Raw genomic sequence first — 13,505 nt, 5'->3', positions numbered from 1 at the left:
TTCGGGGGAAAAAGCTCAGAATGACGTCGCTTTCACTGGCGTTTTTCATGAAGCTACCCTCGCTAACTCCGTTCTCACGAAGTGATTTTTCTCACTAACTATTGATTTTTCTCATTTTTTACTGATTATTCACAGTTTGAAATGCCTTGTCCGCTTGCACATCCGCGTGATAGCTGGATCGGACCATGGCTCCAACTGCAGCGTGTTTGAAGCCCATTTGGTAGGCCTGTTCTTCCAGCATTTTGAAAGCATCCGGATGGACGTAGCGCCGCACTGGAAGGTGGCTGCTCGATGGCGCCAGGTACTGGCCAATGGTGAGCATGTCGATGTGGTGCTCGCGCATGTCGCGCATGGTCTGCAGAATTTCTTCGTCGGTTTCGCCCAGGCCGACCATCAGGCCGCTTTTGGTGGGCACGTCGGGAAACAGTGCCTTGAACTTCTTCAAGAGATTGAGCGAAAACTGGTAATCGGACCCGGGCCGCGCCTCTTTGTACAGGCGCGGAATGGTTTCCAGGTTGTGGTTCATTACATCGGGCGGAGCAGTGCGCAATATCTCCAGCGCGCGGTCATCGCGGCCCCGAAAGTCGGGCACCAGCACTTCAATCTGGGTGTGTGGCGAACGCTCGCGGATGCGCTGTATGCACTCCACAAAATGCCCCGCGCCACCGTCGCGCAGATCGTCACGGTCTACGCTGGTAATCACCACATAGCGTAGGCCGAGTTGGGAAATGGTCTTCGCTAGGTTCTCGGGTTCGTGAACGTCCAATGGATCCGGGCGGCCGTGCCCTACATCGCAAAATGGGCAACGGCGTGTGCATTTGTCGCCCATGATCATGAAGGTGGCAGTTCCTTTGCCAAAGCACTCGCCGATGTTGGGGCAGCTGGCCTCTTCGCACACCGTCACGAGTTGGTTGGCCCGCAAGATGTCTTTGATTTCATAGAAGCGCGTGCTGGGCGAGCCCGCCTTGACGCGAATCCATTCGGGCTTTTTGAGCACTTCACCGGCTTGCACCTTGACGGGAATGCGCGACAACTTCGCCGCCGCTTTTTGTTTGCTGCGCGGATCGTAGTCTTCCTGGCTTTGCGCCTCGCGCACGGTGGCGTTTGCGTTGGCGTGGCGCGTGGGCCCGGTGGTTTCGCTGTGGCTCATGGTGTTGGCTTCGGTTGGTGTCACGGCAGATTTGCGCAGGGTGACCGCAGAAAAAGGTCAGGGAGTAAGGTGGCTTGCGAGCTTGCGCCCCAGCACCGCAGCGGCTTCCTCCCAGCTGGTCTGCACGCCGATTGTAAAAAGATCAACGGTTCTCAAGCCAGAGTAGCCGCAGGGGTGGATGCGGGAGAAGGGCTCCAGGTCCATGGCCACATTGAGTGCCAGACCGTGGTAGGTGCAGTTGCGGCTCACTTTGATCCCCAAAGCCGCGATCTTGCCTAAACCTGTGAAGCTGGGTCCGGCAGGGGTGGGCGCCATGCGCAAGGGCGTGTGCCCTGCGGGGTCGTCCAGCCGGACATAAATGCCAGGTGCGCCCACGACGCGGTGGCCGGTCACACCAAAGTGCAGCAAGGTGCGGATCACTGCCTCCTCCAATCGGTACACATACTCCTTGACGAAGTAGCCTGCGCGCTTGAGATCCACCAACGGGTACGCCACCACTTGTCCTGGTCCGTGGTAAGTGACTTGGCCGCCACGGTTGGTGGGTACCACGGGGATGTCGCCAGCATGGAGAACATGCTCGGCCTTGCCCGCCAATCCTTGCGTGAACGTGGGTGGGTGCTCGCATAGCCAGATCACATCGGCCTGGGGGCTGGCCGTGGTGTCAGTGCGGTGCGCGGTGAGCGCCTGCATAGCGGCGTAAGTGGACAAAAAATCCACCCGCCCCAGCTGCAGTGTGGACATCGTCATGCGGTCAAAGCACCACTTTGACCATTGGGTGGGTTGACAGCGTTCGGTACAGCTCGTCGAGTTGCGCGCGGCTAGTGGCGGTCACTGTCACCGTTACGCCAAGGTAGTTCCCGCCTTTGCTCTCGCGCAGCTCCACGCTTTGGGCATTGAAGTCAGGGTCAAATTGCTGCGCGATGTGCACCACTGCCTGCACCAAACCGTCGGCTTTGGCCCCCATCACCTTGATAGGAAACTGAGAGGGGTACTGAATGAGCGACCCATTTGCGTCCATATCCGGAATTGGCGTGGGGGTGTTCATGCTTTGCGTGCTTTCCAAATGTGCGTTGCGCAGGGAGGGCAGGGGCGGCGAGCTTGCCGGTCTGCTGCGGGCTAGGCAATGCCGGGTTTCTACGTATAATCGTAGGCTGTGCGGAAAACGGCGACTGTAACCTCAGCGTAATCCTCGTCAATGAAAATCACGCGCAACGCAGTGCCCCACCCAAGCCCAAGCGGCCCTGTGTGGGACTCCGCAGACCACTTGCCAGAAGCTCCCCCCGCGCCACTGAGTGTGGACGAGGCGCGGCGATGGCGGCGTAGCCACAACACGGTAGCGCCTTGGCGTATTGTGGTGTGGCAGGTTGTGGTGGGTGTGTTGGTGTCGCTTGGGGTTGCCTGGATTTGGGGTGCAAACGCAGCGGTATCTGCCGCATACGGCGCCTTGGCAGTGGTGTTGCCCTCGGCGCTGATGGTCTGGGGCGCGCTGCGACCGCGTTGGGCTGACTCCGCGACCTCGGTCGTTCGGCGTTTTGCGGTGTGGGAGTTGGGCAAGCTTGGATTAACGGTTGCCATGCTGGTCATGGCGCCACGGTGGATTGGGCCGGTGAACTGGCTGGCCTTGGTGGCTGGCTTCGTGGTGACGATGAAAGTGCTTGGCGTGGCCGCGTGGCTGTACGCAAGGCGCAACCATCGCACGGTTTCGAATTGATGATTGGTGACGTATGGCTGCAGAAAACACTGGAACACATGGTCCAAATGCCGGGGAGTACATCCGGCATCACTTGCAACATTTGCAGCTCGATTTCTCTTTCCAGAGCGCCAAGCAGTCCAGCATCGTTGATTTCAGTGTGTTCAACGCGGACTCGCTTTTCTTCTCCGTGGTCCTGGGCGTACTTGGTTGTTTTGTGATGTGGTTGGCCGCGCGCAAGGCGACTGCGGGTATCCCTGGGCGCTTTCAAGCCGCCGTTGAAATCTTGGTCGAAATGGTGGAGAACCAGGCCAAAGGCGTGATTCACAACGCCACCAGCCGCAAGCTGATCTCCCCCTTGGCACTGACGGTGTTTGTCTGGATCTTTCTGATGAACGCCATGGACATGCTGCCGGTTGACCTGATCCCCAGCATCTGGCACACAGCGGGCCCTGCGCTTGGCTTCAAGGACTACATGCGTGTGGTGCCTACCGCAGACCTTTCCACCACGCTGGGTTTGTCGTGCTCGGTCTTGTTCATTTGCTTGGTCTACAACATCAAGATCAAGGGCTTGGGTGGTTGGGCGCATGAGCTGATCGCTGCGCCTTTCGGCGACCATTGGGCGCTCTACCCGGTCAACTTTTTAATGCAGGTCATTGAGTACCTTGCCAAGACGGTTTCGCACGGGATGCGGCTGTTTGGCAACATGTTTGCAGGTGAATTGGTGTTCATGCTCATCGCCCTGATGGGCGGTGGCTGGGCGCTGTCACAGACCGGTGTTGCTCTGGCCGTTGGCCACATCATCGCAGGCACAGCGTGGACTTTGTTCCACATCCTGGTGATCACTTTGCAAGCCTTCATCTTTATGATGTTGACGCTGATCTACACCGGTCAAGCGCACGACGCACATTGATGTCACTTCCCTTTTCGGTTTCTTTTTTCCAATACTTTTAGGAGCTCTTCATGGAAAACACTCTCGGCTTCGTTGCTTTGGCTTGCGGCATCATTGTGGGTCTGGGCGCTATTGGCGCATCGATCGGCATCGCATTGATGGGCGGCAAGTTCCTCGAATCTTCGGCACGCCAGCCCGAGCTCATGAACGAGCTGCAAACCAAGATGTTCATCTTGGCCGGTCTGATTGATGCTGCGTTCCTGATTGGTGTTGCTATCGCGTTGCTGTTTGCGTTCGCGAATCCGTTCGTAGCGGGTTAAGTCGCGGCCCTTCGCGTCAGAGAAGGAAACAAGCCGTGAATATCAACGCAACCCTGTTCCTGCAGGCTGTCGTTTTTGCGATTTTGGTGTGGTTCACGATGAAGTTCGTGTGGCCCCCCATATCCAAAGCGCTGGACGAGCGGGTGCAGAAAATCGCCGACGGCCTCGCTGCCGCCGACAAAGCCAAGGCCGAATTGTCCTTGGCGAACAAGCGCGTGGAAGCCGAGTTGGCCAGCTCTCGTAACGAGACCGCAAGCCGCTTGGCCGACGCCGAGCGCCGTGCCCAGACCATCATCGAAGAAGCCAAGCAGCGTGCGACCGAAGAGGCCGCCCGCATTGTTGCGGCCGCCAAGGCCGAGGCCGAACAGCAATCGGTGAAGGCCCGTGAGGTTTTGCGCGAGCAAGTCGCTGCCCTCGCCGTCAAAGGTGCCGAGCAGATTCTGCGCAAAGAAGTCAATTCGGGTGTGCACGCCGATCTGCTGTCGCGCCTGAAGACCGAGCTCTAAGGGAACCACTATGGCCGAACTCGCCACGATTGCCCGCCCTTATGCCGAGGCCCTTTTTCAGGCTGAGCGTGCGAATGCGGGAGCAACCACAGTGTGGCTTGATGCGCTGGCAACCATCGCTGATGACGCCGACTTGCAGCAGTTCGCCACCAACCCACGCGTGACCGACGCGCAGGTGTTTGACTTGGTTTGTGGCGTGCTCAAAACGCCACTGCCTGAGCATGGCAAGAACTTCTTGCGCACCGTCATCGACAACGGCCGTCTGCAAGTTTTGCCCGAAGTAGCGGCCTTGTTCCGTGCCTTGCAGAACGCCCAAAGCGGCGTGGCAGACGCCACGGTGTACAGCGCATTCCCTATCGCGCCGCCTGCTCTGTCTGAGCTGGCAGCGACGCTGGAAAAGCGCTTTGGCCGCAAGCTCAATGTGTCGGTCCAACTCGATGCCGAATTGATCGGTGGCGTCCGTGTGGTGGTCGGTGACGAAGTGCTGGACACCTCCGTCAAAGCCCGTCTTGAACAAATGAAAGTGGCCCTTACTGCCTAAGGCTCCAAGCCCCGTCGCAGTGCAGCCCAACCAAAGAAAGAAGGAAAGAGCCATGCAACTCAATCCCGCAGAAATCTCTGAACTCATCAAGAGCCGTATCGAAGGCCTGACCGCCAACGCCGATATCCGCAATCAAGGCACCGTCGTGTCGGTGACCGACGGCATTTGCCGCATCCACGGCCTGTCCGATGTGATGCAAGGCGAGATGCTGGAGTTCCCCGCCGGCAGCGATGGTTTGCCCACCTACGGGCTGGCCCTGAACCTCGAGCGCGACTCGGTCGGCTCGGTGATTTTGGGCGAGTACGAGCACATCTCGGAAGGCGACACGGTCAAGTGCACCGGGCGCATTCTGGAAGTGCCCGTGGGCCCCGAACTCAAAGGCCGCGTCGTCAATGCGCTGGGTCAGCCGATTGACGGCAAAGGCCCTATCACCGCCAAGATGACCGACGTGATCGAAAAGGTGGCGCCCGGTGTGATCGCGCGCGAATCGGTGAGCCAGCCGATGCAGACCGGCCTGAAGTCGATTGATTCGATGGTGCCGGTGGGACGTGGCCAGCGCGAGTTGATCATTGGCGACCGCCAGACCGGCAAGACCGCCGTGGCGATTGACGCGATCATCAACCAAAAGGGTCAGAATATGACCTGCGTGTACGTGGCGATCGGCCAAAAGGCATCGTCCGTCAAGAACGTCGTGCGTGCGCTCGAGCAAGCCGGCGCGATGGAGTACACCATCGTGGTGGCGGCAACCGCGTCCGAGTCCGCAGCCATGCAGTTTGTGTCGGCCTACTCGGGCTGCACCATGGGCGAGTACTTCCGCGACCGTGGTGAAGACGCTTTGATCGTGTACGACGACCTGTCCAAGCAAGCCGTGGCTTATCGCCAAGTGTCCTTGCTGCTGCGCCGCCCACCGGGCCGTGAAGCCTACCCCGGCGACGTCTTCTATTTGCACAGCCGCTTGCTCGAGCGTGCCGCCCGCGTGAACGCCAAGTACGTGGAAGATTTCACCAAGGGTGCTGTCAAAGGCAAAACCGGCTCGCTCACCGCGCTGCCCATTATTGAAACCCAGGCGGGTGACGTGTCGGCCTTCGTGCCCACCAACGTGATCTCGATCACCGACGGTCAGATCTTCTTGGAAACCTCTCTGTTTAACGCCGGTATCCGCCCTGCGATCAATGCCGGTATCTCGGTGTCGCGCGTGGGTGGAGCTGCGCAGACCAAGCTGGTGAAGAACCTCTCGGGCGGTATCCGTACCGACTTGGCCCAGTACCGCGAGTTGGCGGCTTTTGCGCAGTTTGCGTCTGATTTGGACGAGGCCACGCGCAAGCAACTGGACCGTGGTGCGCGCGTGACCGAGTTGCTCAAGCAAGCCCAATACAGCCCGCTTCCCATCAGCCTGATGGGATCGACGCTGTATGCGGTGAACAAAGGCTTCATGGACGACATCGAGGTCAAGAAGGTGCTGGCGTTTGAGCATGGTTTGCATGGCTACCTTAAAGACAAGCATGCCGCGCTGCTGGCCAAGCTTGAGGCCAACAAGGCCATGGACAAAGATGCCGAAGCCGAACTGAACGCTGCGATTGCAGAGTTCAAGAAGACCTTCGCCTAAGCCGACGTCCTGACCACCCAAGGAGCCTTGTAATGGCAGCAGGTAAGGAAATACGCGGCAAGATCAAATCGGTGGAGAACACCAAGAAGATCACCAAAGCCATGGAAATGGTGGCCGCATCCAAAATGCGCAAAGCGCAGGACCGGATGCGCGCGGCCCGGCCCTACAGCGAGAAGATCCTCAACATCGCCTCCAATCTGGCCAAGGCACATCCCGACTACGTGCATGCCTTCATGCAGCCCAATACCGCCAATGCCTCTGGCTTCATTGTGGTCACGACCGACAAGGGCTTGTGTGGTGGTATGAACACCAACGTGTTGCGCGCAGTGACCTCCAAGTTCCGTGAACTGCAAGCGGCTGGCGTGGGAGTAAACGCAGTTGCAATTGGCAACAAGGGCCTGGGTTTTCTCAACCGCGTGGGTGCCAAGGTGGTGTCCCACGCCGTCCAGCTCGGTGACAAACCTGATCTCGACAAACTCATCGGCCCCGTCAAGGTGCTGCTTGACGCCTTCGAGAGTGGGAAGATCAACGCGGTGTACCTGTGCTACACCAAGTTCATCAACACCATGAAGCAAGAGGCGGTGGTGCAGCAACTGCTGCCGTTGTCAGCCGCTGACATGCATGCCGAGGCCGCTGCTAGCGGTACCCAGCGTGAGTGGGACTACCTGTACGAGCCCGACCCCAAGACCGTGATCGACGAGCTGCTGACACGCTATGTCGAGGCGCTGGTGTACCAGGCCGTTGCAGAAAACATGGCGTCGGAGCAGTCCGCGCGCATGGTGGCGATGAAGGCCGCTACGGATAACGCTGGCAGCGTGATTGCAGACCTCAAGTTGGTCTACAACAAGACCCGCCAAGCGGCGATCACCAAAGAGCTCTCCGAAATCGTGGCAGGTGCTGCGGCGGTTTAACACCGGCGCCTTCCAACCCACACCAGTAACCCTTAAAGAATTTATTTTTGGAGCAAAAAATGGCTCAAGCAAACGCCCAAGTCCAGGGAAAAATTGTTCAGTGCATCGGCGCCGTGGTCGACGTTGAGTTCCCCCGCGACAAAATGCCCGGCATCTACGATGCCCTCAAAATGGACGGCTCTTCCCTGACGCTGGAAGTTCAGCAGCAGCTGGGTGATGGCATTGTGCGCACCATCGCGCTGGGCTCTTCTGATGGCCTGCGCCGCGGCATGGTGGTGCAAAACACCGAGAAGCCCATCATGGTGCCGGTGGGCCAAGCCACACTGGGCCGCATCATGGACGTGCTGGGCGCGCCGATCGACGAGCGCGGTCCGGTGGATGCCAGTTTGCACATGTCCATTCACCGCAAGGCACCTGCGTACGACGAACTCAGCCCCTCGCAAGAGCTGCTGGAAACCGGCATCAAGGTGATTGACTTGGTGTGCCCGTTCGCCAAGGGCGGCAAGGTCGGTTTGTTCGGTGGCGCCGGTGTGGGCAAGACCGTGAACATGATGGAACTCATCAACAACATCGCCAAGGCCCACAGCGGTCTGTCGGTATTTGCCGGTGTGGGTGAGCGTACCCGTGAGGGCAACGACTTCTACCACGAGATGGCGGACTCCGGCGTGGTCAACTTGGAAGACCTGCCCCAGTCCAAAGTGGCCATGGTGTACGGCCAGATGAACGAGCCGCCCGGCAACCGTCTGCGCGTTGCGCTGACCGGCCTGACCATTGCCGAATCTTTCCGCGATGAAGGCCGTGACGTGCTGTTCTTTGTGGACAACATTTATCGCTACACCCTGGCCGGTACCGAAGTGTCCGCGCTCTTGGGTCGTATGCCCTCGGCCGTGGGTTACCAGCCAACGCTGGCGGAGGAAATGGGCCGCTTGCAAGAGCGCATTACCTCCACCAAAGTGGGCTCCATTACCTCCATCCAAGCGGTGTACGTGCCTGCCGATGACTTGACCGACCCGTCCCCGGCCACCACCTTTGCCCACTTGGACTCCACCGTGGTGTTGTCGCGTGACATTGCTTCCTTGGGCATCTACCCCGCTGTGGACCCGTTGGATTCGACCAGCCGCCAGCTCGACCCCAACGTGGTGGGCCTGGAGCACTACAACACCGCCCGTGCGGTGCAGGGCACTTTGCAGCGCTACAAAGAGTTGCGCGACATCATCGCGATTTTGGGCATGGACGAGCTCGCTCCCGAAGACAAGCTCACCGTGGCCCGCGCCCGCAAGATCCAGCGTTTTCTGTCGCAGCCCTTCCACGTGGCCGAAGTGTTCACCGGCTCGCCCGGCAAGTACGTCACCTTGGCCGAGACCATTCGCGGCTTCAAGATGATCGTTTCTGGCGAATGCGACCACCTGCCCGAGCAGGCGTTTTACATGGTTGGAACCATCGACGAAGCGTTCGAAAAAGCCAAAAAGGTGTAAGCCATGAACACCATCCATGTTGATGTGGTCAGTGCCGAAGAGTCGATCTTCTCTGGTGAAGCGCGGCGTGTTGTGCTGCCGGGTGAAGCCGGCGAGTTGGGCATTCTTGCGCGCCACACGCCGCTGATCACGCGCATCAAGCCGGGCTCGGTACGCATTGAGAAAGCCGACGGAACCGAGGAGTTTGTTTTCGTCTCCGGCGGCATTCTGGAGGTGCAGCCAGATTGCGTGACCGTGCTGTCCGATACCGCCATCCGCGGCAAGGACCTGGATGAAGAGCGCGCCAACTCCGCCAAGCTGGCCGCCGAAGAAACCCTCAAAAACGCCAAGGGCGACATCAACATCGCCCATGCGCAGTCTGAGCTGGCCATCATGGCCGCGCAACTTGCAGCGTTTCGCAGGTTTCGCAACCGCAAGTAGTGCGCCCTCAACCTGGCCTTGCAAAACCGCCCTCGGGCGGTTTTTGTTTTTGATATCGGTGAGAATCCACCCACCATGTCCAGAAGCAAAGCCCATATCCACGCCGCCACCTTGGGTGGTACGCCAGACGATGTGGAGGCCGCGTTTTACGAAGCACTGCGCAGCGGTGACATTGACAAGCTCATGTCCTGCTGGGCTGACGACGACGACATCGTGTGCATCCACCCAGGCGGGCCGCGCGTGGTGGGCACCGGCGCCATACGGACTTCCTTTGACGCACTGTTTGCCAACGGCGGCACCATTCAGGCCCGCCCCGAGCACATCCGCAAAGTCGATTCCTTAGCCAGCGCGGTCCACCATGTTCTCGAAAAAGTCGCGGTGGCCACACCCCAGGGTCTGGCGCATGCCTACGTCTTGGCCACCAACGTCTACCACAAGACCGCGCAGGGCTGGCGCATGGTGGTGCACCACGCCAGCCCCGGAACCCAGGGCGAGTTGCTTGAGGTCAGCCAGTCGCCCCAGGTGCTGCACTGAGGGCGCGCGTGCTCGACTACACCGCACCGCTGTGGCTGCCCGGAGGCCACTTGCAGACCATCTGGTCCTCCCTGTTTGCAAACCAAGCCACACCCCCTGTGCCGACCTACACGCGGGTGCGCTGGACCAGCCCAGACCACGATTTCATTGATATCGATCGGTTGCAGCAGGCGCCCGCAGCATTGGCAGCGCCCAAGCAAGCACGCACACTGCTGGTGATGTTCCACGGTCTGGAAGGCACCTCTCGCAGTCACTACGCCAGTGGCTTTGCAGACTTCGCTCGAGCACAGGGGCTTGACTTTGCAGTCCCCCACTTTCGCGGCTGCAGCGGCGAGCTCAACCTGGCCCCCCGCGCGTACCACTCCGGGGACTACGAAGAGATCGGCTGGATCCTGCAGCGTTTTCGCCAGGAGCATCGCGGGCCGATGCTGGCGGTTGGCGTCTCCTTAGGCGGCAATGCGCTGTTGCGCTGGGCACAAGAGTCTGGAGCGCAGGCGGCCCAAACGGTGGACGCGGTCGCAGCGGTCAGCGCGCCGCTAGACCTCGCCGCGAGCGGCCACGCCATCGGCCAGGGCTTTAACCGGCAGGTCTACACACGCATGTTCTTGCGCACCATGAAGCCCAAAGCCTTGCGAAAGCTCGAGCAGTACCCGGGTCTGTTCAACCGCGCGGACATGGAGGCCGCGCGTGACTTGTATGCATTCGACAACGTGTTCACCGCTCCCTTGCACGGTTTCAAAAACACCGATGACTACTGGCAGCGCGCCGCCGCCAAGCCGCATCTGCACCGGATTCGCATTCCTGCTTTGGTACTCAATGCCCGCAACGACCCATTTGTGCCCGCCGCCAGCTTGCCTATCGCGCAGCAGCTTGGCGCCTACGTGACTGCATGGCAGCCGCAGCACGGCGGACACGTGGGTTTTCCGAGTGCCAAGGTGCCAGGCCATGTGCGTGGCATGCCCCATACGGTGGGGCACTGGTTGTTGCAGCACCGCAGTCAAGGGGTTGCCTGATGGATGCCATCGTCGCCCAGGCCATGCAAAAGTGGCCCAACGTGCCCCATTGCTACGGCTGGCTGGGTTTGGACACGCGTGGAAATTGGTACATGCGCGATGACGCCGCGCAGGCACTAGGCGCTTTTGCCAGCGGTGTGCCAGGTGCCAAAGGCAGCATGCTCAAGCACGACAAACTCATCGCGTTCATCGAACGTAACTACGCGTGCGACAGCCTAGGGCAGTGGTACTTTCAGAACGGACCGCAGCGGGTGTACGTGGAACTGGAGGCCACGCCCTGGGTGTGGCGTGTGGACTCGGCGCAGCACGTATGCGCCCACAACGGCCAAGCCACGCAATGCCTGGCGGCGCTGGTGGACAGCCAGGGCTTTCTGTACTTGCATACGCCATTGGGATTGGGCGTCGTGCACACCCAAGACATGGTGCACGCCGCCGAAGCGATTGCGTCAGATCTGTGGACGCTGACGGAGGTGGAACGCGCCGATTTGCCACACCGGTACGGCTATGTGACCAGTCCCCAAGCGGCTCAGGCTGACCGCCTGGGTTAACCCCAGACGGACTTACTGGGCGGCAGGTGCCTCGGGCTTGGCGGGCTCAGCGAACTTGCCACCCGCGCTGTTGACCATGTGCACGACAGCGCGTCCGATCTCGTAGTCTGACAACTCACCACCGCCTTGCGCGCCCATATTGCCCTTGCCCTTGAGCGCCGAATTCAGCAAGGCGTCGTAGCCAGTCTTGATGCGTGCAGCCCAAACGCCTGCATCGCCAAACTTGGGAGCTCCGGCCACGCCGTTGTCGTGGCACGCAGCGCATTGGGCCTTGTAGGCATCGGGGCCACTCTTCATCTCGCGGTTGGCATCCAGGATGGCAACAGAACCTACCTTTTGAATGCGCTCTGCCACCGCTTTTTCGGCGTTGACTGAACCCGCAGCAGGCTTGTGGCCCGAGTTCACAAAGTACACCAAGCCAATGATGATGAACACCGGGATCACAAAGGAAAAGAACACCGCCACCAGAAGCTGCTTGGGGTTCTTGATCGGCCCGGTGTGATCCTCTTCATGGGTGGTTGCTTTGTGGGGTTCGCTCATGATTTCCTTCGGTCGCGTACGGGTGGGAATGGACCGGCGATTATAGCGAGGCACCTATCGAAACCCCCTACAATGCGCCGACGCAATGCAACGTTGATGTGCGGCTGTAGCTCAGTGGATAGAGTATTGGCCTCCGAAGCCAAGGGTCGTGGGTTCGATCCCCGCCAGCCGCACCAGAATTTTCCAAGCCTGAGGCTTTCTGCACGCATGTTGGGCCAGTTTGCATCGGGGCCAGTTAGCTAATGGTGGGGTGCTTTCTGGAATGAGACGGTCGGCAAGTCTCACATCCATTGGGACGCTGCACTCTGTGTGTCGAAAGACGGGATTGCAGCGATATCTGTCGGTCAACCACTGCTCGCCATCTGGCCCCTCTCGGCCAAGAAGGGCCCCACGTCAAACAAGTGAGCTGTTGCTCAACTTTCGGCTTCAGCGGTCGCCGAACGCGGCTCACCGGAATGGGCTGGCCGTACCTAGCAACAGGCGCAATCCGCGCTGGGAGATTGCCAGGCGAACGGCAGCACCAAGCAGCGTAGCGACTAGGAAGAAAGTCTTTGTTCCACGCTGCCTTCTTTCGCGCTCCGCCGCCATGGTTTCGTAGGAAAGAATTTCCTCACCGTTGACCTCGACGCCCCACACCTCGATGGGATCCTCCACAGTTCTGATGTTTCGCTGCCTCAACAAGCGGACTCGGTCCTCAGGAGTAATGCGCATTAACCGCGCTGAAGCCGATCTTGCGATGCCGTCAATGTAGGGTAGGTGTGCCACGACGAAATCGCCTTTGAGTTCGAGCAGGTCACTTGCTCTGCGGCGGTTGACTCGCTCCGGGGGCTTTTTCAAGAAGAACGGGGCGTAGACCAGATCGGAACGATGGGGCGGATCAAACACCCAGGAGCAGGAACTTCCAACAAGCAAGCAAAGCAAGAACAGCGAAAGAGCTATAGAACCATGTTGCCGCCACTCGCGTAGCCGATGTCGGGTCAGCTTGAGCATCCCTGCGCTCTAAAGAATGAAAGGGACTTCCCCGTCCCAAGCAAACCGCGACCCGTAGGGGTTGCGGTTGTCGGCAGTGAGGTAACACGATGGAGAGGCGAATCTTTTCATCAACTCAACTGTTGAGTGGAAGGTGAAGTGTTGGCAATCCTAACGGGTGGAATCGACCTTGCAAAGAACGTCTTTGCAGTGCACGGCGTCGATGAGTTGGGTAAGCCCGCGCTGGTGTGAGTCACTAGAAATGAACCGCCCCGGGTTTTGAGGAGGCTCCAACACCTGAGAAGATGGAGCCATGAGAAAGTCAACGAAGTTTTCCCCCGAAGTCCGCGAGCGCGCTGTGCGCATGGTGCAGGAGCACCGTGGCGAATA

At 59.6% G+C, this 13,505-nt stretch carries 17 protein-coding genes and 1 tRNA gene; 13 read left to right on the top strand and 5 right to left on the bottom strand.

Features of this window, described 5'->3' with window-relative positions; genetic code table 11:
- Positions 1-118 precede the first annotated feature (118 nt).
- The 3 genes from lipA to ACILRC_RS14785 are packed head-to-tail and all read right to left on the bottom strand — an operon-like array spanning position 119 to position 2,195.
- Entirely contained in the window at positions 119-1,150 is a 1,032-nt protein-coding gene (gene lipA, locus ACILRC_RS14795) for a lipoyl synthase (RefSeq protein ID WP_395670139.1), read from the bottom strand.
- Positions 1,151-1,207: 57 nt separating this feature from the next.
- On the bottom strand, positions 1,208-1,897 hold the full coding sequence (lipB, locus tag ACILRC_RS14790) for a lipoyl(octanoyl) transferase LipB (protein ID WP_395670138.1): 690 nt from the start codon (positions 1,895-1,897) through the stop codon (positions 1,208-1,210).
- A gap of 4 nt (positions 1,898-1,901) precedes the next feature.
- Complete coding sequence (locus ACILRC_RS14785; protein ID WP_395670137.1) at positions 1,902-2,195, bottom strand: YbeD family protein; 294 nt, start codon at positions 2,193-2,195, stop codon at positions 1,902-1,904.
- Positions 2,196-2,414: 219 nt separating this feature from the next.
- On the opposite strand from ACILRC_RS14785, the gene ACILRC_RS14780 reads away from it, so the two are divergent.
- The 12 genes from ACILRC_RS14780 (at position 2,415) to ACILRC_RS14725 (ending at position 11,606) form a co-directional block, all read left to right on the top strand.
- Complete coding sequence (locus ACILRC_RS14780; RefSeq protein WP_395670136.1) at positions 2,415-2,861, top strand: ATP synthase subunit I; 447 nt, start codon at positions 2,415-2,417, stop codon at positions 2,859-2,861.
- A 13-nt stretch (positions 2,862-2,874) separates the two neighbouring features.
- Positions 2,875-3,753, top strand: a complete 879-nt coding sequence (gene atpB, locus ACILRC_RS14775; protein ID WP_395670135.1) for a F0F1 ATP synthase subunit A — start codon at positions 2,875-2,877, stop codon at positions 3,751-3,753.
- A 50-nt stretch (positions 3,754-3,803) separates the two neighbouring features.
- Positions 3,804-4,052, top strand: a complete 249-nt coding sequence (gene atpE, locus ACILRC_RS14770) for a F0F1 ATP synthase subunit C (RefSeq protein ID WP_395670134.1) — start codon at positions 3,804-3,806, stop codon at positions 4,050-4,052.
- Between the two features lie 35 nt (positions 4,053-4,087).
- Positions 4,088-4,558, top strand: a complete 471-nt coding sequence (locus ACILRC_RS14765; RefSeq protein WP_395670133.1) for a F0F1 ATP synthase subunit B — start codon at positions 4,088-4,090, stop codon at positions 4,556-4,558.
- Between the two features lie 10 nt (positions 4,559-4,568).
- A complete protein-coding gene (locus ACILRC_RS14760) occupies positions 4,569-5,099 on the top strand; it encodes a F0F1 ATP synthase subunit delta (RefSeq protein WP_395670132.1) in 531 nt (176 codons plus the stop codon).
- 52 nt (positions 5,100-5,151) lie between these two features.
- Positions 5,152-6,705 (top strand): F0F1 ATP synthase subunit alpha, encoded by a 1,554-nt coding sequence (gene atpA / locus ACILRC_RS14755; protein WP_395670131.1) that lies wholly within the window; start codon positions 5,152-5,154, stop codon positions 6,703-6,705.
- A 32-nt stretch (positions 6,706-6,737) separates the two neighbouring features.
- Complete coding sequence (gene atpG / locus ACILRC_RS14750; RefSeq protein ID WP_395670130.1) at positions 6,738-7,616, top strand: F0F1 ATP synthase subunit gamma; 879 nt, start codon at positions 6,738-6,740, stop codon at positions 7,614-7,616.
- Between the two features lie 59 nt (positions 7,617-7,675).
- Complete coding sequence (gene atpD, locus ACILRC_RS14745) at positions 7,676-9,091, top strand: F0F1 ATP synthase subunit beta (RefSeq protein ID WP_395670129.1); 1,416 nt, start codon at positions 7,676-7,678, stop codon at positions 9,089-9,091.
- 3 nt (positions 9,092-9,094) lie between these two features.
- Complete coding sequence (locus ACILRC_RS14740; RefSeq protein ID WP_395670128.1) at positions 9,095-9,511, top strand: F0F1 ATP synthase subunit epsilon; 417 nt, start codon at positions 9,095-9,097, stop codon at positions 9,509-9,511.
- 75 nt (positions 9,512-9,586) lie between these two features.
- Complete coding sequence (locus ACILRC_RS14735; RefSeq protein WP_395670127.1) at positions 9,587-10,045, top strand: YybH family protein; 459 nt, start codon at positions 9,587-9,589, stop codon at positions 10,043-10,045.
- 8 nt (positions 10,046-10,053) lie between these two features.
- A complete protein-coding gene (locus ACILRC_RS14730; RefSeq protein ID WP_395670126.1) occupies positions 10,054-11,058 on the top strand; it encodes a YheT family hydrolase in 1,005 nt (334 codons plus the stop codon).
- A complete protein-coding gene (locus ACILRC_RS14725; RefSeq protein ID WP_395670125.1) occupies positions 11,058-11,606 on the top strand; it encodes a DUF2946 family protein in 549 nt (182 codons plus the stop codon). The genes ACILRC_RS14730 and ACILRC_RS14725 overlap by 1 nt, the downstream gene beginning before the upstream one ends.
- 12 nt (positions 11,607-11,618) lie before the next feature.
- Here ACILRC_RS14725 and ACILRC_RS14720 read toward each other — a convergent pair whose 3' ends face one another.
- Positions 11,619-12,146, bottom strand: a complete 528-nt coding sequence (locus tag ACILRC_RS14720) for a c-type cytochrome (protein WP_395670124.1) — start codon at positions 12,144-12,146, stop codon at positions 11,619-11,621.
- Positions 12,147-12,246: 100 nt separating this feature from the next.
- Between ACILRC_RS14720 and ACILRC_RS14715 the strand changes: the two genes are divergently transcribed.
- Positions 12,247-12,322: transfer RNA gene (locus tag ACILRC_RS14715), tRNA-Arg, on the top strand.
- A 271-nt stretch (positions 12,323-12,593) separates the two neighbouring features.
- Here ACILRC_RS14715 and ACILRC_RS14710 read toward each other — a convergent pair.
- Positions 12,594-13,136 (bottom strand): hypothetical protein, encoded by a 543-nt coding sequence (locus ACILRC_RS14710; protein ID WP_395670123.1) that lies wholly within the window; start codon positions 13,134-13,136, stop codon positions 12,594-12,596.
- Positions 13,137-13,505: the final 369 nt, after the last annotated feature.

The sequence above is a fragment of the Rhodoferax sp. genome (assembly GCF_044236835.1).
GTDB lineage: Bacteria > Pseudomonadota > Gammaproteobacteria > Burkholderiales > Burkholderiaceae_C > Allorhodoferax.
Note: the sequence above shows the minus strand (reverse complement) of the source record. Positions and strands in the feature narration are given on the sequence as shown.